Annotated in this window: 19 protein-coding genes, 2 tRNA genes and 1 pseudogene; 10 read left to right on the top strand and 12 right to left on the bottom strand. The window is 69.8% G+C overall.

The window, feature by feature from the left end; all coding sequences use genetic code 11:
- Positions 1 to 150 precede the first annotated feature (150 nt).
- The 7 genes and pseudogenes from RF650_RS06885 to asd all read left to right on the top strand — a co-directional run.
- Positions 151 to 807, top strand: a pseudogene (locus RF650_RS06885) (winged-helix domain-containing protein); the annotation flags it as partial.
- Between the two features lie 66 nt (positions 808 to 873).
- Entirely contained in the window at positions 874 to 1,785 is a 912-nt protein-coding gene (mshD, locus tag RF650_RS06880; RefSeq protein ID WP_368814563.1) for a mycothiol synthase, read from the top strand.
- Between the two features lie 74 nt (positions 1,786 to 1,859).
- Complete coding sequence (locus RF650_RS06875; RefSeq protein ID WP_098055935.1) at positions 1,860 to 2,810, top strand: NUDIX hydrolase; 951 nt, start codon at positions 1,860 to 1,862, stop codon at positions 2,808 to 2,810.
- 137 nt (positions 2,811 to 2,947) lie between these two features.
- A complete protein-coding gene (locus RF650_RS06870) occupies positions 2,948 to 3,766 on the top strand; it encodes a thymidylate synthase (protein ID WP_368814483.1) in 819 nt (272 codons plus the stop codon).
- Positions 3,763 to 4,509 carry a dihydrofolate reductase gene (locus tag RF650_RS06865; protein WP_368814482.1) on the top strand — a complete coding sequence of 249 codons (747 nt, stop codon included), beginning with the start codon at positions 3,763 to 3,765 and terminating at the stop codon, positions 4,507 to 4,509. The genes RF650_RS06870 and RF650_RS06865 overlap by 4 nt, the downstream gene beginning before the upstream one ends.
- A 33-nt stretch (positions 4,510 to 4,542) precedes the next feature.
- Positions 4,543 to 4,887 (top strand): GNAT family N-acetyltransferase, encoded by a 345-nt coding sequence (locus RF650_RS06860; RefSeq protein WP_242670601.1) that lies wholly within the window; start codon positions 4,543 to 4,545, stop codon positions 4,885 to 4,887.
- A 27-nt stretch (positions 4,888 to 4,914) separates the two neighbouring features.
- Positions 4,915 to 6,051, top strand: a complete 1,137-nt coding sequence (asd, locus tag RF650_RS06855) for an aspartate-semialdehyde dehydrogenase (protein WP_368814481.1) — start codon at positions 4,915 to 4,917, stop codon at positions 6,049 to 6,051.
- A gap of 84 nt (positions 6,052 to 6,135) precedes the next feature.
- On the opposite strand, the gene RF650_RS06850 is transcribed toward asd, so the two are convergent.
- The 10 genes from RF650_RS06850 to RF650_RS06805 form a co-directional block, all read right to left on the bottom strand.
- Positions 6,136 to 6,543, bottom strand: coding sequence for a PGPGW domain-containing protein (locus RF650_RS06850; RefSeq protein WP_035960049.1), 408 nt, complete (start codon positions 6,541 to 6,543; stop codon positions 6,136 to 6,138).
- Between the two features lie 178 nt (positions 6,544 to 6,721).
- Entirely contained in the window at positions 6,722 to 7,855 is a 1,134-nt protein-coding gene (locus RF650_RS06845) for a UDP-N-acetylmuramate dehydrogenase (protein WP_368814480.1), read from the bottom strand.
- Positions 7,856 to 7,866: 11 nt separating this feature from the next.
- Complete coding sequence (locus RF650_RS06840) at positions 7,867 to 8,349, bottom strand: MaoC family dehydratase (RefSeq protein ID WP_206398552.1); 483 nt, start codon at positions 8,347 to 8,349, stop codon at positions 7,867 to 7,869.
- Positions 8,346 to 8,795, bottom strand: coding sequence for a MaoC family dehydratase N-terminal domain-containing protein (locus RF650_RS06835; protein WP_064845251.1), 450 nt, complete (start codon positions 8,793 to 8,795; stop codon positions 8,346 to 8,348). The genes RF650_RS06840 and RF650_RS06835 overlap by 4 nt, the downstream gene beginning before the upstream one ends.
- 62 nt (positions 8,796 to 8,857) lie before the next feature.
- The gene (locus tag RF650_RS06830; RefSeq protein WP_206398553.1) at positions 8,858 to 9,790 is read right to left on the bottom strand and encodes a substrate-binding domain-containing protein; all 933 of its coding nucleotides are present in this window, start codon (positions 9,788 to 9,790) and stop codon (positions 8,858 to 8,860) included.
- Between the two features lie 23 nt (positions 9,791 to 9,813).
- Positions 9,814 to 10,140 (bottom strand): hypothetical protein, encoded by a 327-nt coding sequence (locus RF650_RS06825; protein ID WP_131332437.1) that lies wholly within the window; start codon positions 10,138 to 10,140, stop codon positions 9,814 to 9,816.
- A 36-nt stretch (positions 10,141 to 10,176) separates the two neighbouring features.
- On the bottom strand, positions 10,177 to 11,424 hold the full coding sequence (locus RF650_RS06820) for a Na/Pi symporter (RefSeq protein WP_206398554.1): 1,248 nt from the start codon (positions 11,422 to 11,424) through the stop codon (positions 10,177 to 10,179).
- 309 nt (positions 11,425 to 11,733) lie between these two features.
- Positions 11,734 to 11,807: transfer RNA gene (locus RF650_RS06815), tRNA-Met, on the bottom strand.
- 53 nt (positions 11,808 to 11,860) lie between these two features.
- Positions 11,861 to 11,932: transfer RNA gene (locus RF650_RS06810), tRNA-Thr, on the bottom strand.
- Between the two features lie 49 nt (positions 11,933 to 11,981).
- Positions 11,982 to 12,398 carry an FCD domain-containing protein gene (locus RF650_RS06805; RefSeq protein WP_368814479.1) on the bottom strand — a complete coding sequence of 139 codons (417 nt, stop codon included), beginning with the start codon at positions 12,396 to 12,398 and terminating at the stop codon, positions 11,982 to 11,984.
- A 14-nt stretch (positions 12,399 to 12,412) separates the two neighbouring features.
- On the opposite strand from RF650_RS06805, the gene RF650_RS06800 reads away from it, so the two are divergent.
- A complete protein-coding gene (locus RF650_RS06800) occupies positions 12,413 to 12,850 on the top strand; it encodes a hypothetical protein (RefSeq protein ID WP_368814478.1) in 438 nt (145 codons plus the stop codon).
- A 241-nt stretch (positions 12,851 to 13,091) separates the two neighbouring features.
- Here the strand turns inward: RF650_RS06800 and RF650_RS06795 are convergent, their stop codons facing one another.
- Together RF650_RS06795 and RF650_RS06790 are read right to left on the bottom strand one after the other, a co-directional pair.
- On the bottom strand, positions 13,092 to 14,999 hold the full coding sequence (locus RF650_RS06795; protein ID WP_368814562.1) for a DEAD/DEAH box helicase: 1,908 nt from the start codon (positions 14,997 to 14,999) through the stop codon (positions 13,092 to 13,094).
- Between the two features lie 468 nt (positions 15,000 to 15,467).
- Positions 15,468 to 17,216, bottom strand: a complete 1,749-nt coding sequence (locus tag RF650_RS06790) for a DUF2079 domain-containing protein (protein WP_368814477.1) — start codon at positions 17,214 to 17,216, stop codon at positions 15,468 to 15,470.
- Between the two features lie 103 nt (positions 17,217 to 17,319).
- Here RF650_RS06790 and RF650_RS06785 point away from each other — a divergent pair, with 103 nt between their 5' ends.
- Positions 17,320 to 18,318: a DNA-3-methyladenine glycosylase gene (locus tag RF650_RS06785; protein ID WP_368814476.1), complete on the top strand. Its 999-nt coding sequence runs from the start codon at positions 17,320 to 17,322 to the stop codon at positions 18,316 to 18,318.
- A gap of 190 nt (positions 18,319 to 18,508) precedes the next feature.
- Positions 18,509 to 19,222 carry a VIT family protein gene (locus tag RF650_RS06780; RefSeq protein ID WP_368814475.1) on the top strand — a complete coding sequence of 238 codons (714 nt, stop codon included), beginning with the start codon at positions 18,509 to 18,511 and terminating at the stop codon, positions 19,220 to 19,222.
- Positions 19,223 to 19,398 lie beyond the last annotated feature (176 nt).

The following is a 19,398-nucleotide window of genomic DNA, read 5'->3' as shown; positions in this document are numbered from 1 at the left end:
GTGTGGTGCGTACCCGTTTCAGGGTAACCGGCGCGGGCCTCGCGGCGGGTCACGTGTACCCCCGCACGTCCACGGGGCCCGCCTATACTGGCCCGGTCATCGGCCGTGCCCGCGCGGGAGCGGTCACCTCGCGTCCGAGCGGATCCCACAGTGACCCACATCGCCCTGCTCAGCACCGCCTCCCCCGCCGTGGAGTCCGCACTGCCCGCGCTCGAGCTGCTGCCGCACCGGGTGCGGGTGCACGCCCCGGACGAGAGCAGTGCACTGACCGGGTCCGCGCGCCCGGACGTGGTGATTGTTGACGGCACCCGCAACCTCGTGACGGCGCGCAACACGGCCGTCTCCCTGTCCGGGCTCGAACGCCCGCTGCCCGTGCTCGTGACGGTGACCGAAGGCGGGATGGCGGCCGTGGCGCCGTCATGGTGCGTGAGCGACGTCCTGCTGCACACGGCGGGACCCGCCGAGATCGAGGCGCGGTTGCGCCTCGCGCTCGCCGACGCCGGGACGAACGCGTTCGAGAACGACGACGCCGTGATCCGCGCCGGGGCCGTGGTGATCGACGAGAACTCCTACACCGTGAAACTGGGCGGGCGGGCCCTGAACCTCACGTTCAAGGAATTCGAGCTGTTGAAGTTCCTGGCCCAGCACGCGGGGAGGGTGTTCACGCGCCACCAGTTGCTCTCCGAGGTGTGGGGCTACGACTACTACGGCGGGACGCGCACGGTGGACGTCCACATCCGTCGGCTGCGAGCCAAACTGGGTGCGGATCACGAGCACCTGATCACCACGGTGCGTAACGTGGGGTACAGCTACACCGCGGGCAGGGAGCCAGACGCCCTGATCGCGCGCCATAACCCACTGAGGAGGCATCCCATGTCCGTGACCGTGACCGCCCACGACGACATCCCGTTCCCCGACGATCTCGTGGCGCTCGCCGAGCGCGCCCACGCCGCGGACGGCGAGCCGCCGTTCTCCGACCAGACCCTCGTGGACGTGCGCTCCGGCCGTGCGGGGGTCACGTGCGTCGCGGCCACCGACGGCGAGCGCCTCGTGGGTGCAGCGGTGGTCGTGCCGCAGCCGGATCGCGCGTCCACGTACACGGTGGAGCTCGTGGTGGACCCCGAGCACCGCAAACGGGGTGTGGCCACGGCGATCGCGGGGCAGCTGCGCGCTCAGCTGGACGGCACCGTGGAGGCCTGGGCCCACGGCAACCACGTGGCCGCGCAACGCCTCGCCGAGCTCCACGGCCTCGAGGCCGTGCGGGACCTCTACCAGCTCAAGCGCGCCGTGGCCGGTGCCGAGGACGTCCCCCTGCCCGTGGACCTACCGGAACATCTCGAGATCCGGGCGTTCGAGGTGGGCCGGGACGAGCAGTCGTGGTTGCGGGTCAACGCCGCGGCGTTCGCCGAGCACCCCGAACAGGGCCGCATGACGCTCGCCGATCTGCAGGAACGCGAGAACGAGTCGTGGTTCGATCCCCGGGGTTTCCTGCTCGCGGTCGCCGCGGACGACCTGGACGACGTCGCGGGCTTCCACTGGACCAAGGTGCACCCGTCCTCGGGGGACGCCGCGGCCATCGGTGAGGTCTACGCCGTGGGGATCGCCCCGGACCACCAGGGCCACGGACTCGGCCGCGCCCTGACCGCGGCGGGCATCAACCACCTGGCCGAACAGGGGCTGGACGAGGTCATGCTGTACGTGGACGCGGACAACCCCGCGGCCGTGGCGCTGTACGAATCCCTGGGCTTCGAGCGCTGGCACGTGGACGTCATGTACCGCAGCTGAGACGGCTACGATCGTTACCGAACCCCGCCCGCGCCGCGCGGTCGAGTCGAGCGTCCGACTACGGAGAGCAGGTCATGGCGAAGAACAAGACCCTGAGTAAGTACGACATCCTCGCCGCCGGCTGTGTGTGCTGGCGGGTGGTGGACGGCGAACTCCAGGTGTTGGTCATCCACCGCCCCCGCTACGACGACTGGTCCTGGCCCAAGGGCAAGCAGGACGACGGCGAGACGCTGCCGGAGACGGCCGTGCGCGAGCTGCGCGAGGAGACGGGGTTGCACATCACCCTGGGGGTCCACCTCGCGGACACCGAGTACACCGTCCGCGGTCATGACAAGCTCGTGCGCTACTGGGCCGCGGAGGTCTCCCCCTTCGCCCACGCGTCCCCGGAGGACGACGAGGTGGACCGGATGAGCTGGTTGCCCGTGGCCCGGGCCCGCTCGATCCTGACCAACGAGGACGACACCGCTCCCCTGGACGAACTCGCCCGCCTGTACGCGCGGGCCTCCCTGGCCACCCGCCCCGTGATCGTGATCCGCCACGCCAAGGCCAAGCCGCGTTCCTCCTGGCAGCGCGCCGAGGGGGACCGCCCGCTCGCCGCCACGGGCAAGCGTCAGGCGCTCGCCGTGACCCGGTTGCTCGCCGCGTGGCAACCGAAGCGCGTGGTGACGTCCCCGTGGTTGCGCTGCATCTCCACCGTGGTGCCCTACGCCAAGAAGTACGGGATCAAGGTCAAGGAGCGCTCACAGCTGACGGAGGCCGCCCACAAGCGCCATCCCAAGCGCGCGGCCCAGGTCACCGAGCAGCTCTTCGACACCGAGCGTCCCGTGGTGCTGTGCACCCACCGCCCCGTGCTGCCCACCGTGTTGAAGGTGCTCGCCAAGCACCTGCCGCCCGCGCTCGCAGCGCAACTGCCGGACGCGGACCCGTACCTGAGCCCCGGTCAGATGATCGTGCTGCACATGCCCCGGGCCTCGCAGAGCGCCCGCGCCGTGGGCTTCGAGATCATTTCCCCGTTCGACGACTGACACCACCCCGACCGCCGGGCCCCCGGCCCGCGTTCATGCCCACGCCGACGCCGCTGTCCCCACCCGGGCGCGCCCCGACCGTTCGTGAGGTGCGCGCCGCGCGGAGGCCGCCGCAGCGGCGTCGTGAGAGGAGACCCATGCCCATCCCCACTCCCTACGAGGACCTCCTGCGGGACGTGCTCGAGAACGGGACCCCCAAGACGGACCGCACCGGCACGGGGACGCTGTCGGTGTTCGGACGCCAGATCCGCTACGACCTGGGCGGCTCCTTCCCCCTGCTGACCACCAAGCGCGTGCACTTCCGCTCGGTGGCGCTCGAACTGCTGTGGTTCCTCTCTGGCTCCTCCAACGTGCGCTGGCTGCAGGAGCGCGGGGTGAGCATCTGGGACGAGTGGGCGGATGAGAACGGGGACCTGGGGCCCGTTTACGGCGTGCAGTGGCGCAGCTGGCCCGCCGGGCATGGGGAGACGATCGACCAGATTGCCCGCGTGGTCGAGTCCATCCGCACCACTCCGGACTCGCGCCGGCACATGGTCACCGCGTGGAACCCCGCGGAGGTGGACCGGATGGCGCTGCCCCCGTGCCACGCGCTATTCCAGTTCTACGTGCAGCCGCGCGAGGACGGTCCGGACGCCCTGAGCTGCCAGCTGTACCAGCGTTCGGCGGACCTGTTCCTGGGCGTGCCGTTCAACATCGCGTCCTACGCACTGCTCACCGTGATGGTCGCGCAGCAGTGCGATCTGGTCCCGGGTGAGTTCGTGTGGACCGGGGGTGACTGTCACATCTACTCCAACCATTTGGAGCAGGTGCGCACCCAGCTCGCGCGTGGGCCCTACCCGTACCCCCGGTTGCAGTTGCGCCGGCGTCCGGAGTCGATCTTCGACTACGAGTTCGAGGACTTCGAGGTGCTCGACTACCAGCACCACCCCGGTATCAAGGCCCCGGTGGCGGTATGAACGGGGACGTCGTGAACGGGCAAGGCTCGGACGCACTCGCCACGATCGTGGCTCCCGCAAAGGGTGAGCGGCGCCCGAACGGCGGGAGCAACGTCGCCGTGGGCGGGATCTGGGCGCAGTCCCCGGACGGCGTGATCGGGGCGGACGGCAGCATCCCGTGGCACGTGCCCGAGGACCTGAGGTTCTTCTCCCGCACCACCGTGGGGCACCCGGTGATCATGGGTCGGCGCACGTGGCAGTCCTTCCCTGAGCGATTCCGGCCCCTGCCGGGGCGGCCTAACATCGTGATCACCTCCCGTCCGGACTCGGTGCCCACGGACCGTTCACGGGTGTGGGCCGTGGACTCGTACGACGCCGCCGTGGCCCTCGCGCTGCGCCTGCTGCCCCCGGCCCCCGGCGCCGATGACGCCGCGCCCGCCGGGACCTCGTCGCGCACCGACGCTGCATCCTCGGACGGGCCATCCCTCGTGCCGGGGACCGCGCGCGAGATCTGGGTGATCGGCGGCCCGGGGGTGTGGCGCGAGGCCGCCGCGTACGCTCCGCTGCCCCTGACCCGGGCGCTCGTGACCACCATCGAGCTGGACGTCACCGGCGACACCCACGCCCCACACCTCGACGACGAGTGGGCGCGGCGCGAGGTCGCGGACTGGGCCGAGTCCGCCAAGGGGGTCCGTTACCGGATCGACGAATACACGCGCGGTGCCGCGAGCGGGACCGTGACCAGGGGCGATGGGATAGCGTGATGGGACACACAGCTCGAGATGGAGGTCCCCGCCGTGACGACTGAACCCACACCGCAGATCAACAACAGCCCAGACCTGAAGGTCGTCCCCAACCACGACGCTTCACGTTACGAATTGTGGGACGGGGAGCAGTACATCGGGTTCCTGGGCGTGGAGGTGCTCGAGGACGGCACCGTGGACCTGCAGCACACGATCATCTCGGAGGCCTTCGGCCGCCGCGGATACGCGCGGACACTGGTCACGCGCGTGCTGGACGACTACCGGCAGCGCGGCCTCAAGGTCCGGGTCACGTGCAGTTACATCCAGGACTACATGCGTCGCTTCCCGTCCTACCGGGAGCTGCTGGCCACCGCCCCGGACCCGCGGACTCGGGGCTGAACACGGTGCCTCGTTAGACTGGGGCGCATGACTTCACAACCCGCCGCCGTAGGTTTCATCGGATGGCGCGGCATGGTGGGCTCCGTGCTCATGGACCGCCTGCGCGCCGAGAACGATTTCGCCCAGCTCGATCCCGTGTTCTTCTCCACCTCCAATGCGGGGGGTGCGGCCCCCTCGGTCGGGGGCGCCGGGGATCCTGGTGTGCTGCAGGACGCCCACGACCTCGAGGCGCTCTCCAAGTTGCCCATCCTGGTCACGACCCAGGGGGGTGGCTACACCAAGGCCGTGCACGGTGAGCTGCGCAAGAACGGCTGGGACGGCATCTGGATCGACGCCGCCTCCACGCTGCGCATGAACGACGACGCCGTGATCGTGCTGGACCCCGTCAACCGGGACGTCATCGACGCCGCCCTGGACCGCGGCGTCAAGGACTTCGTGGGCGGCAACTGCACCGTCTCGTGCATGCTCATGGGCCTGGGCGGACTGTTCCGCAACGAACTCGTGGAGTGGGCCACGTCCATGACCTACCAGGCCGCCTCCGGTGGCGGTGCGCGCCACATGCGCGAGGTCATCCAGCAGTTCGGGGACATCCACGCGAGCGTGGCCGACCCGTTGGCGGATCCCGCCTCCGCAATCCTGGAGATCGACCGAGCCGTGCTCGCCAAGCAGCGCGGTGGTGAACTGGACACCACCCAGTTCGGGGTCCCGCTCTCCGGGTCCCTGATCCCGTGGATCGACGCCGATCTGGGCAACGGGCAGTCCCGCGAGGAGTGGAAGGCCGAGGCGGAGACCAACAAGATCCTGGGCCGCTCCGGGGACCGGACCATCCCGGTGGACGGGCTGTGCGTGCGGATCGCCGCGATGCGCTCCCACTCCCAGGCGCTGACCGTCAAGCTGCGCGAAGAGGTCCCCGTCGCGGAGATCGAGCGCCTGCTGGACGCGGACAACGAGTGGGCCACCGTGGTGCCCAACACCAAGGAGGACTCCATGCGGGACCTCACGCCGGTGGCCGCCTCCGGGTCCCTGCAGATCCCGGTGGGCCGCATCCGCACCATGTCCATGGGCCCGCAGTACATCTCCGCGTTCACCGTGGGTGACCAGTTGCTGTGGGGCGCTGCGGAGCCCGTGCGGCGCATGCTCAAGATCGCCACGGGGACCCTCTGATCAACGGGTCCTGATCCGGGCGTTTCGGTGCGCGCGTTGTGATCCGCGCGCGTTAATCCGTCCGTGCGGCGGGGCTTCCCGCGCCTAGCGAGGATCGTCAGGGGTCGTGGCACGCATGTGCCGCGGCCCCTGCACCAATGTGGGGGGTTTGTCCCGGGCGCGCCGATAGCGCCACTGCGCCATGACATTGGCCCACCATCGCCACGCACGCAGCGCGAGCCGCTTGATCCGCTGATTCAGCCGGTGGGCCCATTCGAACTCGGTGCTCCAGATCCCCAGCCCCAGGAAGATCGCAAGCCACCCGGGCCCGGGCGTCACGAGCATCACGATCCCCGCGAGCACGAACACCCCGCCGAGCACGATCACGGTGGCCTTGTGCAGGACCCGCAGCACGGGGTGGCGCTCGGACCACGCGCGCAGCCGCAGCACCGCCCGGTGCACCCGGCCCCCGCGTTCGCCGCGCTCGATCTCCTCGTGCAGTTCGGAACTCATGCGCGCGTCCCACTCAGGTGGTGCGACGCGCCGGCGCAACCTGTCCCGCGTGTCCCGTTCGTGCGGGGCGCACTGCCGGCCCAGCTCAGCTCGCGCGTCCCGCACATGCGGTGCGCCGTGCCGACGCCGCTCGCCCCGATCATCACGACTGTTCCGTTCGTCCCATGGGTCGCGCTCGTCAGAGCGACAGCCCGATCAACACGGGCTCGGGGGCCAGTCGTACGCCGAAGACCTGTTCCACGCCGCGCTGTACCGTGCTCGCGACGGCGGCGACGTCCTCCCCGGAAGCGGTGCCCCGGTTCGTCATGGCCAGCGTGTGCTTGCCGGACAGCGCCGCCCGCCCACCGGCGACCTCCCCGCCGTCCAGGTCCAACAGCTCGTTGCGGGTGCCCGGCAGTCCGAAGCCCTTGCCGAAACCGGCGTGGTCGATCAACCATGCCGCGGAGAATTTCACCGCGCCGGGAACCTCCTGTCCCGTGGCGTCCAGGACCGGGTAGCGGGGGGCGTCCGCGGGGATCCGATCCGTGAGTTCGTCCTCCGGGACCACCGGATTGGTGAAGAAGGACCCAGTGCTGAACGTGTCCCTGTCCTCGGGGTCCAGGACCATGCCCTTGCTCGCTCGCAGTCGCAGCACGGTGTCCCTCACGGTCGCGAGCGGTGCGCTCTGGCCCGTCTCGACCCCGAGAGCGGCGGCCAACTGGGCGTAGCGCACGGGCATCGACTGCTCCTGCCTGCGCAGGCGGAACGTCACGGACAACACCACGTAGCGCGGTGAACCGTGAGTCATGCTGCGCTTGAGCAGGGAGTCACGGTAGGAGAATTCCAGGTCCGCGAAACCGAACGTGAGCTCCTTCCGGGCTTCCCGGTCCCACACCCGCACCCGCACGATGCACTGGGAGACCTCCGCGCCGTACGCGCCCACGTTCTGCACGGGCGTGGCACCCGTGGTGCCCGGGATCCCGGCCAGGGTCTCCAGACCGGCCAGCCCGCGCTGCACCGTCTCCCGAACGGTGTCCTCCCACGGCTCTCCCGCGGCGACGTCCACGAGCGCCGTCTCCGAGTCGCGGTCGGCCGAGCCGTCCTCGTCCGTGACCGTGATCCCGCGCGTGGCCACGTGCACCACGGTTCCCGCGAACGGCTGATCGGAGGCGAGGATGTTGGAGCCGCCGCCCACGATCAACACGCGCTCACCGGCGTCGTCGGCGTGGGAGACCGCGTCGACGAGTTCCGCTTCCGTGGTCGCCTCCACGACCTTCTCGGCGGGGCCCCCCACGGCCGTGGTCGTGAGCTGGGACAGACGTGGTGCGTTCATGAGGCACCACTCTAGTGCGGGAACTTCACAACCGCCTGAGCCTTGACGAGCACCTTGAGTTCCTTGGCCGTGGCCGGATCCGTGTCCGGTTCGGAGAGGTCCGGAGCGGTCACGGTGAGGTCCACGCGCACCGTACGCGCCTCGGGATCCACGACTCCGATCACCCCGCTCACGGTCAGCGCGGTGCTCGGGACCACGCGGTCCTCGAACGTGTTGGGCACCACCACGGGCTTGCTGAACCGGGTCTGGTAGTCCACCACGGCGCCGGGATCGCCGGCCCACTCGGTCACCAGCGCCACGGCCGCACCCATGGTGAACATCCCGTGGGCGATCACGTTGGGCAGGCCCACGCCCTGCGCGAAGTCCTGGTTCCAGTGGATCGGGTTGAAGTCACCAGACGCGCCCGCATAACGCACCAGGTCCGCGCGCGAGACCTCCACGCGGCGCTCCCCGATGAACTGGCCCTTCTCGAGCTCGTCGAACGTGATGTTCACTGGTCCTCCCCGCGTACCAACAACGACGACACGGTGGTCGCCACCTTCTCCCCCGACACCGTGGTGATCTCCACGCGAGAGGTCACCATGGCCCCGGATCCCAGGGGACGCACGTTGTCCACCGTGACCGCGGCTGTCAGCTCGTCCCCGGCGACCACGGGGCGGTGATGCGTGAACCGCTGGTCCGCGTGCACTACGCGCGAGAAGTCGATCCCGGCCTCGGGATCGTTGACCAGGGCGGCGTCGGCCCGCTGGGACACGATGATCGCGAACGTGGGCGGGGCCACGAGGTCCGCGTACCCGGCAGCGCGCGCCGCGGCGACGTCGTGGTGGGCGGCGTCCGTGGCGTGGACGGCGCTCGCGAACTCGCGGATCTTCTCGCGGCCCACGAGGTACGGGGGGATGGACGGGTAGGTCCTGCCCACCACGTCTGCGGATATGGCCATGACTCTCCTCGATCGCTGGGAAGAATTTCTCCCAGCGTACTGGGCGAGCGGGCCCGGACGAACTACCGGGGGCCGAGCACGCGCTCGTCCAGCCGCGCCCGGGCCTGCGCGTAAGCGTCGTCGGACAGCGGGTAGAAGAACGCGCGCGGCACGATCTCCTGACCGTGCTCCAGCAGGTGGCGCGCGTACTCCTCCACCGCGGGGTTCTTCCCAAGCGCCTCGCGCGAGACGTAGACGTAGAGCTCACGGCCCAGCGGGTACCGACCGGAGACCACGGACTCCCGGTCCGGTGCGACGCCGTCCACCGGCAGCGTGGTCACCCGGTTGCGGTCCTCCTCGGGCGCGGCCAGGTAGTTGCCGACCCCCATGAAGGCCAGGGAGTACGGCGCCTCGGCGGCCCAGTGCGCGACCTGCGCGAGGTCCGCGCTGTGCTCGTAGTCCTCGCGGATGGCCCCGGGCTCCCCGTTGACCTTCTGGGTGAACTCGAGGAACGTCCCGGAGCCTCCACTGCGCCCGAACAGGTCGATCTCCTGGCCCGGCCAGCCGTCCCGCACGTCCGACCACGTGTCCACCGAGGATCCCGGTTCCCAGATCCGCCGCAGCTCCGCCATCGTGATGTCCCGGACGGCCTCGTTCTGCTCGTTGGCGATCAGCACGATCGCGTCCAGGGCGATGGGCAGTTCCACGTACTCCACGCCGTTGTCCGCGCACGCCGCGCGGAAGTCCACGGGGTCCTCGGGGCCCGGGATGGGGGTCGAGGCGTTGTTGATGTCCGATTCACCCGCGCAGAACTTCTCGAACCCGGCGTTGCTGCCCTCGGACGAGATCTGCGCGTTCGTGCCCGATTCCCGCACGGCCATCCGGGTGATCGGCTCGATCGTGGCCGATCCGGTGATCACCACGGCGTCCCGCTCCCCGGCCGCGCCGGCGGATCCCGCGGATTGCTCGGAGCACGCGGTCACCACGAACGCCGCCGCCACCGCGCAGGCGACCACTGCGGACGGTCGACGCGCGCGCATCACTTCCCCCCCGCTTCCCGGCCGGTGCGCGCGGCGCTGCCGTCCGCGACGTCGTCGGTCCGCTCGTCCCACGGGCGACCGGCGCGCTGTTCGCGCACCGCACCGCGCACGAACGCGCCCACCGCGCGCCAGTCCACCCGGGCCTCCTCCAGCAATGCGGCCAGCCGGTCGATCTCGCGGTGCTGGGCCGCCATCTCCTCGGACGCCTCCCGCCAGCGACGACGCCGCTCGAGTTCCTCCCGCAGTCGCGCGACCCGTTCCTCGGCGTCGGAGATCAGTTGCAGTAGTTCACGCTCGTCCGTGGTGGACGACTGTTCGGGGTTCATGCGTTCGCTCTCCTCGGCGCTCGATGGGGTTCGCGGTCAGAAGACGGAGGTCAGCAGGATCATCACGCCCGGGACGGCCACGAACACGCCGAGCACCCACATGACCACGTAGAGCTTGTTGCGGGCCCCCAGGTCCCCGATCCACACGGCGGCCTTGACGGGGATCGGACGCAGGAAGGGGATCCCCATGATCACGATCATCGCGAAGGCGTTGTAGAGCAGGTGCACCGTGGCCGCGGTCATCCCGGCCGTGCGTTCGATCCCGGAGAACCCGAACGCCGCGATGATCGCGGTCATCGTGGTGCCGATGTTGGCGCCCACCGTGAACGGGAAGATCTGGCGCAGCTGGAACTTGCCGGAGGCCGCGAGCGGCACCGCGAGCGACGTCGTGGTGGAGGACGACTGCACCAGGACCGTGATGAACAGGCCCGCCAGCACGCCGGACACGGGACCGCGGCCGATCGCGGAGTGGAAGATCTTCTCGGCCTGGCCCACCAGGAGCAGCTTGAGCAGCTGGGAGATCATGCGGATGACCAGCAGGATCAGCGCGACGCCCACGAGGATCATGGCGATCCCCGCCCAGACCTCGGGAAGGAAGGACGTCAGGGCGCCGCCGATCAGGTCCGCGCCGGGATCCGTGATCGCGGAGACCACGTCCCCGAACGTTCCGAACACGGACGAGACCGCTCCGCCGTCCGTACCGGCGGTCACCCCGGCGAACCACGTGGAGACGCGTTCGAGCAGACCGAACATCATTTCGATCGGCAGGAAGATCACCAGGGCTAGCAGGTTGTACATGTCGTGCACGGACGCCGCGGAGAAGCCGCGCCGGAACTGTTCCCGGTCACCGGCCGCACCCAGGGAGACCAGCGTGGAGGTCACGGTCGTGCCCACGTTCGCGCCCATCAGGATGGGGATGGCCGTGCCCAGCGGCAGGCCACCCGCGACCATGCCCACCACGATCGAGGTGGTCGTGGACGAGGACTGCGTGAGCACGGTGGCCAGGATGCCGATGGCCAGACCCACGAAGGGGTTCTCGGCGAAACCGAACAGCTCCTCCGCGCGGCCACCCGTGGCGGCGCTGAAACCATCACCGATCAACCCCACCGCGGTGATCAGGACGTAGATGCCGAAGGCCACCAGGAACCACTCGAGGACGTTACGCGTGCGCTCAGAGACCGGCAGGCGCGCCAGGATGCTGTGTGTCTGCTCGTCCTTCTCGGAACCCGACTGCGCGTCCTTCTCGGTGGGTCGCTGTGCCAGTGATGATCCGCTGCCCGCCATGGTGCCTCGCCCCTCCGACGTCCGATCGTGCCCGCCCGCCCCGGAGGCTGCTCCGGAGTGCGGCGCCCTGTTCCTCGAGTGGAACAGGGCCAAGCGGCCGCGAGGTGAATCGGGCCCGTCCGCGAGTTGACCTGATGGACGGGTGGCTAAGCAATCGGGGAGCGGGTCGCCCGTTCCCGGGCCGCTCGGGAGTGGGTCGCGCGGAACCGGACTGTTCAGGAGCGGGTCGTGCGGGACCGGCTGTCCCGGACCAATTGTGCCCGGGGACGACGAAGGCGCCGCTCCCCGAGGGGAACGGCGCCTGAACGGTAGCGGTGGACGGGCTCGATCCGTCGACCTCACGATTATGAGTCGTGCGCTCTAACCAGCTGAGCTACACCGCCACATCATGGATGAAACCCACGGTTCACAAGGAGCCGCAGGTTCTCATCATGAGAGCCCCGACCGGGAATCGATCCCGGGACCTCCATCTTACCAAGATGGCGCTCTACCACTGAGCTATCGGGGCAACGCGGAATACTCTAACAGGAGATGAGCGGGTCGCAAAAACAAGCCCCTCACCCCACGAGCCGCGCCGATTCACCCGTCACGGCGTGCTCCTTGATGAGCCGTCGGGCCTCGGGTGCGCCCGCCCGACCGACCGCTTCCACGAGATCCCGGTGCAGGTCCAGGCGCGAACGGATGTACTCGTCCAGGGACATCTCCAGGGACGGTTGCACCGAGGCGGTGTGCACCTCCACGACGTCCAACAGGCTCAGGTAGACAGAGCGCAGCAGCTCGTTGGGACTGATCCGGGCGATGCTCGCGTGCAACTGCCAGTTGGAGCGTACGAAGGCCACCGGGTCCTGGGCCTCCACCGCGGTGGCCATGCACCGGATGTCCGCGCGCATCTGGGCGAGCCCCGCCCTGGAGCAGTGTTCGAGGGCGTCCTCGATCAGCAACGGGTCCAGGGCGTCACGGATCCGCACGGCCACGGACGTGGCGTCTCATGCGGCCGTTCACGGCCATGGAGGACGATCGGGTCAAGGTCACGGCCACACTGGTCCCCCACGGGCCGGTGTTCCCCGCTTATATGTTCCGCTTCGACACGAACCACGGGTCGGTCACGTTCTCCGGGGACACGACCCACAGCAAGACCCTGATCCGCCTGGCGAAGTACAGTGACGTCCTGGTGCACGAGGCGTTGCAGATCCCACCCGGGGTGGGGCTCACGGAAGAAGTGATCGACCACCACAAGAAGTCCCACGTGATGGTCGAGGACGTGGGACCCGTGGCGCAGGCCTCCCATGTGGACCACCTGGTGCTCTCGCACATCGAGAACACGGGCGGCACCATCGATCCCGTGGAGTGGCACCGGCTGGCCAGCCGCGGCTACGACGGCGCGGTGACCGTGGGGCAGGACCTGCAGATCATCACGGTGGCCTGAGCCGCACGCGTCAGCGCACCTCACACCTCACGGGAACATGAGAAGCAGAAAAGGGCCGCGGCCGGGACGATCGTCCCGGCCACGGCCCTGTGTGCTGTCACTCACCGGCCACGCCGATGACCGACCACGTCAGCGACCGTCCCGGCTAAGCCGGTCCTGCTCAGTCGGCCGGCTCAGTGGCTCGCAGCGAACCGGCGAATCCGCGAGTCAGCGGCTCACGGTGAGGCAGTGAACCGACGAATCAGCGACCCGAGTAGCCGCCGTTGTCCGGGCGGTTCTTCCGACGCGGCCGGTCCTGCTGGTAGGATCCGCCACGGGAACGACCGCCGCCGCGATCGTCGCGGTAACCGCCACGATCCTCGCGGTACCCACCGCGATCCTGGTAGCCGCCCCGGTCCTCACGGTATCCCCCGCGGTCACCACGGTCCCCGCGGTAGCCCCCGCGGTCGTTGCGGGGTCCACGGTCACCGCCGCGGAAGGGCTTGCCCCCGCGCGCGCCACCGGGTCCGCGATCCTCCTGGATCCGGATGGGCGAACCGTTGATCTGGGTGTTGGCCAGCTTGTCGAGGGTTCCCGCGGGGAGGTTCTCGGGCAGACCCACGAGCGTGAACGTGGGGCGGATGTCGATCGCACCGATCTGCGAACCGTTGAGACCGCCCTCGTGCGTGAGGGCACCCACCACGGCGCCGGGGACTACGCGATCGCGGTGCCCCACGGCCAGCTTGTAGGTCTTCATCCCGGCCTCGTCCCCCGGGGAACGGCGATTGCGGGGGCCGTCGCCGTCACGGCGCTCGCGGTCCCGCTTGCGCTGCGGCAGCTCGGGCAGGTCCTCCAGGAGGAACGGGCGGCCGTTCTGGGCGATCACGGCGAGCGCAGCGGCGACCTCGACGGCGTCGACGTCGTGCTCGGACTCGTATTGCTTCACGAGCTCACGGAACAGCGAGAGGTCCTCGGAGTCGATGGTCTCCTCGATCTGCTGCGCGAAGTTCTCCTTGCGGGTCTGGTTGACCTCGTCCGTGGAGGGCACGCGCATCTGTTCGACGGGCTGGCGGGTGGCCTTCTCGATCGCGCGCAGCAGGTACTTCTCGCGCGGGGTCATGAACAGGATGGCCTCACCCTTACGCCCCGCGCGGCCGGTGCGGCCGATGCGGTGCACGTAGGACTCGGTGTCGTGGGGGATGTCGTAGTTGACCACCAGGGAGATCCGCTCGACGTCCAGACCGCGGGCTGCAACGTCCGTGGCCACGAGGATGTCGATCTTGCCGTCGCGCAGCGAGTCCACGGTGCGCTCGCGCAGGTTCTGTGGGATGTCACCGTTGATCGCGGCGGCGGTGTAGCCGCGGGCCTTGAGCTTGTCCGCGATCTCCTCCGTGGCGGCCTTGGTACGCACGAAGACGATCACGCCGTCGTAGTCCTCGACCTCGAGCACGCGGGTCATGGCGTCCAGCTTGTGCGGGCCCATGACCTGCATGTACCGCTGCCGGGTGTTGCTGCCCGTAGTGGTCTTGGCCTTGACCGTGATCTCCTGGGGGTCGTGCAGGTACTGCTGCGCGATCCGGCGGATGGCCTTGGGCATAGTGGCGGAGAACAGAGCCACCTGCTTCTCCGTGGGGGTCTGCGCCAGGATCTTCTCGACGTCCTCGGAGAAGCCCATGCGCAGCATCTCGTCCGCCTCGTCCAACACCACGTACGCGATGTCGTCCAGGTTGAGCGAGCCCTTGGCCAGGTGGTCGATCACGCGCCCCGGGGTTCCCACGACCACCTGCGCGCCGCGCTTGAGGCCCGCGAGCTGCGGACCGTACGAGGAGCCGCCGTACACGGGCAGCACGGTGAAGTCGTCCAGGTGGGTCGCGTAGGAGCCGAAGGCCTCGGCGACCTGCAGCGCGAGTTCGCGGGTCGGCGCGAGCACCAGCACGCGCGTGCTGCGGTGCGGGCCGTGCAGGTCGGACAGCTCCGCGAGCTTGGACAGTGCGGGCACCGCGAACGCGGCGGTCTTGCCCGTACCGGTCTGCGCGAGCCCGACGACGTCGCGGCCGCTCAGCAGCGCGGGGATTGTCGCGGCCTGGATGGGCGAGGGGTACTCGTAGCCCACCTCGTCCAGTGCCGCCAGCACGCGCGCGTCCACGCCCAGTTCGGCGAACGTAGGCAGGTTCGGTTCGGACTTCTCGGCGTCGGCGGGCTTCTCCGTGGAGCTGTTCTCGGCGCGCTTCTCGGCAGAGTCGTTCTCGACGGGCTGCTCGGCCGGCTCGGCGGCGTCGTCGTCCCGGGCGGTCTGCTCGGCCTCGGAAGGCTGGTCGGCGGGCTCGGTTGCCTCGCCGCTGTCGGTGCGCTGCGCGTCGACGACGACGTCGTGGTTGTCGGGGGCGTCGGTCACGGCGGGAGCGGCGTCGCGCTCGGGGGTTTCGTGCTCGGGGGTCTCGTTGTGGGGATTTTCGTTCTGGGACAGGGAGTCAGTGGACACGGAAGAACCTCGCTTCGGTGGAGTGGAGTGATTGTCACCGGTGCGCGCGGTACTACCGCTGAAGTCCTGGACCGACATGCCCGCTACGGCGAAACGGTTACGACAGACAAGAAACCGGGATGATAAACCACTAGCCTACCGCACGGCCGGGCCATGTCAGGCCGATCTGCGGGCCACCACGATGTTCGCCTCGTCACTGACGACCGTGTAGTCGACCCCGTACATGTCCCGCGCGTAGCCCGTGACGTCCGCTGGTGGCTCGCCGCTCCACGTCCCGCCGAGCCGGTCCACGACCACGTACTCGGGGGCGGGATCGTCCCCGTTGCCGATCCAATGCACGCGGGTGGTGCTCACGAGCCCGTTCATGAGCGAGAGGTCCGTGGCCACGCTCACCCCGTGCGGGATGCGCTCCACCGCGGCGACCTTGGCGTCGTGACGCGGATCGGGTTGCCATGCCTCGGCGGTGGCCAGTTGCGCGAGCGGTTGCTGGGTGCCCACCGCGAGCGCGACGACCAGCGCCGCCCACGGGGCCGCGCGCGCCATGGTGCGCAGCACCGCACCCTCGCCGGGGAGGAACGGTAAGCGGTCATGGGTGAGGCGTCCGTTCGAGGCCCCGCTCCCGGCATGATCCCCCGCGGTTCCTCGGCGCGCCGGGCCGTCTCGGACGACGACGTCGCTCCCCGCCTTCCGCGCGCGATCCGCATCGTTGCGGAGCCGATCGATGGCGTCCACGAGCGCCACGAAGACCACGGGCATCAACACCGCGCTGTAGTGCCACCCCGGACCCCAGTAGCCGTGGTTGGGGGACAGCATGCGCCACGCGAGCGTGGGCAGCGCCACCAGCGCGAGGGGTGAGCGCACCGCCACCACGGCGCCGATCAGCAGCAGGAGCAGCCACGTGACGAACTTCTCAACCGGGACGACCTGCAACACGACCACGGAGGTGGGATCGCGCAGCAGAAGTGCCAGGTCGATCTTGTCCGAGTACGCGAACTCCCCCGCGGGGTTGAGCGCGGGCAGGATCACCCCCACCGCGAGCGCGGAGGCCAGGACGCCCCACACCATGAGTGCTGCGCCCCACCGCGCGGCCGGATCCCGCAGGACCGCTCTCGCGGGATCCGCCGATGTCTGTCCGGCGCCGCGGTCCCCATCGTGGCGGGCATCCGCGGTGACACGATCCTCAGTACCGTGCACGTGCGCGGCACTGCGCCCTGCGCCGCGGTGGGTGTAGGCGCGGAACTCGGCCCAGCGGCGTCGTACCGCACGGCTCCACCCACGCGCGAACGGGACCAGCGCGTGACCGAGCATGAGCGCCCCGATCACCGCGACCGTGACCCCCAGGTCTTCCTTGACGAGGGCCACGGGCACGCTCCACAGGGCGGCCGCGCGCCACCGCCGTTCCCGCAGTGCGCACAAACCGAGCGCGAGCAGCGGCACGGCGAGCGCGATCTCGTGGAACTGCACCGCGACCGCGTTCTGCAGTCCGAAGCTCGCCGCGTACGCCACGCCGATCGCGACGGCCGGGGCGGGGCGCAGGACATGCAGGGCACACCGCGTGACGACGGCGGCGGAGCTCCCGAAGAGGACGTCCTGCAGGATCATGAGGGTGAGTGCGGAGGGGAACACGGCGTAAATCGGTGCCAGGACGATCAGCAGCGGGTGGAAGTGATCCCCCAGGAGATTGAACCCGTGGCCCTTGATGTCCACGATCGGTGCGTGTCCGGAGGCGTACGCGGAGAGCAGTTGCGTGAAGATCGCGTTGTCCCACGAGGGGACGTCCCAGCGGATCCACTGGCTCCAGGAGAACGCGCAGTACACCGCGGTCGTGAACGCTCCCACGAGGACGGGTAGCAACCATGCGGGACGAGTCCGCCCGGGGTCGGCCGATGCGGGGGAACGGGCCACGATCCTCCCTCCGGGGTGCCTGTGCCGGGCGGCGGGGTTGTCGGACCCAGTATGCCAGCCGGGTGCGCGCGAGGGTGTCGGAGACCCGTGGCATCATCTTCGCATGACCACCACGGTGCGGACAGCGCGAATCACCGGTTCGGGGGACTCCCCCACCCGGCTGCACTGGACGCCACCCGGGCCCGTGCACCTGGGCCAGACCCTGCGGGTGCTCGGGCGCGGTGCGGACGATCCCACGGTGCGCATCCTGAACGAGGACTGCGTGTGGATCACCACGCGCTCGAGCGGGTTGCCGGTGAGTGCGCGGTTCTCCCGCCCACCTCGCGTCGCGGGTGAGAACCCCCTGGACCGGGACGTCGTCGTGGACGCGTGGGGTCCGGGCGCGCAGCAGTGGTTGCCGTCCGCGCCCCGGTGGGTGGGCCACGGCGATTCGTGGGAGGAGTTCGAGTCCTCGGCGGGTTTTGCGCAGCTGCCGCACCGGCTCGTCAGGGCGCGCCACGACCACCCGGGGATGCGCTTGCCGGCCACGGGCACCGTCCTGGACCGCGCCGTCGTCTCCATCCTGGAACAGCGTGTCACGGCGATCGAGGCCGTGCGGGCGTACCGGGCGCTGCTGCGCTGGATCGGTGAGGAGGCACCCGGGCCCGCTCCGCGCGGGATGCGGGTGCCACCCACGGCCGAGCAGTGGCGCAGGGTGCCGTCCTGGCAGTGGCACCGGGCGGGCGTGGACCCCGCCCGTTCCGCAACGGTCATGCGCACGGTGCAGCGGGCGTCGGCCCTGGAGCGCCTTGGCCGGGAGCCGGATCCGGCGCGGGTGCGCGCCGCGGTGCAATCGATCAGCGGGATCGGTGTGTGGACGGCCGCGGAGATCACCCAGTGCACCCATGCAGACCCGGACGGCGTGAGCGTGCGGGACTTCCACCTGGCCGACTACGTGTGCTGGTTCTTCGACGGCGCCCCCGGATCGGACGAGCGCATGCTCGAACTGCTCGAACCGTGGCGGGGTCACCGGCAGCGGGTCGTGCGGCTCATCAAGGCCAGTGGGCACCGCAAACCCGCGTTCGGCCCCCGTCTCACACCCCAGGATCATCGTCATCACTGACGGGGTTTGATGGGCTCGCCCCTGGATCGGCGCCGTCGCGGCGAATGGGCTACTCCAGAGCGGCGCCGCCCCAAAGAGCGGGCGGGGCATGATGTCGCGTGCCGCGCGTGTTGCTCCCCGCGGCCCCGGCCCGATTGAGGTTTGGCTTGCCTTCCTGGCGGGGCTTTCATTTGCGACGCAAACTATCTGCATGGCACAGCACACCGCGGTGGAACCGCACGCGACAAGGTCCGGGGAGAAAATGAACAAGCTGCGCGCCGGGGTCCTGGGCGCGAACGACGGCATCGTGTCCGTGGCCGCGACCGTCGTCGGCGTGGCCGGGGCCACCGCGGCCACGACGCCCGTGCTCGTGGCCGGTTCGGCCGCCGTGATCGGCGGCGCACTGTCCATGGCGCTGGGCGAGTACGTGTCCGTGTCGAGTCAGAAGGATTCGCAGGAAGCTCTCATCGAGAAGGAGAAGTGGGAGCTACAGGCCATGCCGGAGGCCGAGCTCGACGAACTCACGCAAATCTACCGGGATCGCGGGTTGAGCGAGACCACGGCCCGACAGGTCGCGGTGGAACTGTCCGAGAAGGACGTGTTGCGTGCCCACCTGGATGCCGAACTCGGGATCGACCCGGATGACATTCCCAGCCCGTGGGGTGCCGCGATCTCCTCCGCGGCGGCGTTCCTGCTGGGTTCATTGTTGCCGCTGCTGGCCATCCTGCTCCCGCCCGCCCCATGGCGGATCCCCGTCACGTTCGTGGCCGTGCTCGTGGCGCTCGCGCTCACAGGGACGCTCGGTGCCCGGTTGGGTGACACCCCGCACGTGGCCCGCGCCGCGACCCGTGTGGTGGTGGGCGGTGCGCTGGCTCTGGGTGCGACCTTCCTCATCGGTTCCCTGCTGGGGGTTTCCGCGGCGTGACGGGCCGCGTGAAGAACGACTGACGGGCGGCGGGGTCCCACATCCCGCCGGACAAGCGGCCCGGGCATTCAGACCGGATATACGGAGAGGGCGGCTCCTTCGGGAGCCGCCCTCCGTGTTTCATGGGCGTGTGCCGTGTGGCGCGGGCATCACATCATCTGTGTATGACGAGAAGT

The organism is Kocuria sp. CPCC 205297 (genome assembly GCF_040981035.1).
GTDB lineage: Bacteria > Actinomycetota > Actinomycetes > Actinomycetales > Micrococcaceae > Kocuria > Kocuria marina.
The sequence above is the reverse complement of the archived record's forward strand: the minus strand, read 5'-3'. Positions and strand labels throughout refer to the sequence as shown.

Excerpts from the sequence above, each read along its gene's own strand:
- mshD (WP_368814563.1), top strand. The coding sequence starts at position 874 with ATGTCCGTGACCGTGACCGCCCACGACGACATCCCGTTCCCCGACGAT.
- RF650_RS06875 (WP_098055935.1), top strand. The coding sequence starts at position 1,860 with ATGGCGAAGAACAAGACCCTGAGTAAGTACGACATCCTCGCCGCCGGC.
- RF650_RS06870 (WP_368814483.1), top strand. The coding sequence starts at position 2,948 with ATGCCCATCCCCACTCCCTACGAGGACCTCCTGCGGGACGTGCTCGAG.
- RF650_RS06865 (WP_368814482.1), top strand. The coding sequence starts at position 3,763 with ATGAACGGGGACGTCGTGAACGGGCAAGGCTCGGACGCACTCGCCACG.
- asd (WP_368814481.1), top strand. The coding sequence starts at position 4,915 with ATGACTTCACAACCCGCCGCCGTAGGTTTCATCGGATGGCGCGGCATG.
- RF650_RS06850 (WP_035960049.1), bottom strand. The coding sequence starts at position 6,543 with ATGAGTTCCGAACTGCACGAGGAGATCGAGCGCGGCGAACGCGGGGGC.
- RF650_RS06845 (WP_368814480.1), bottom strand. The coding sequence starts at position 7,855 with ATGAACGCACCACGTCTGTCCCAGCTCACGACCACGGCCGTGGGGGGC.
- RF650_RS06835 (WP_064845251.1), bottom strand. The coding sequence starts at position 8,795 with ATGGCCATATCCGCAGACGTGGTGGGCAGGACCTACCCGTCCATCCCC.
- RF650_RS06825 (WP_131332437.1), bottom strand. The coding sequence starts at position 10,140 with ATGAACCCCGAACAGTCGTCCACCACGGACGAGCGTGAACTACTGCAA.
- RF650_RS06820 (WP_206398554.1), bottom strand. The coding sequence starts at position 11,424 with ATGGCGGGCAGCGGATCATCACTGGCACAGCGACCCACCGAGAAGGAC.
- RF650_RS06800 (WP_368814478.1), top strand. The coding sequence starts at position 12,413 with ATGCGGCCGTTCACGGCCATGGAGGACGATCGGGTCAAGGTCACGGCC.
- RF650_RS06785 (WP_368814476.1), top strand. The coding sequence starts at position 17,320 with ATGACCACCACGGTGCGGACAGCGCGAATCACCGGTTCGGGGGACTCC.
- RF650_RS06780 (WP_368814475.1), top strand. The coding sequence starts at position 18,509 with ATGGCACAGCACACCGCGGTGGAACCGCACGCGACAAGGTCCGGGGAG.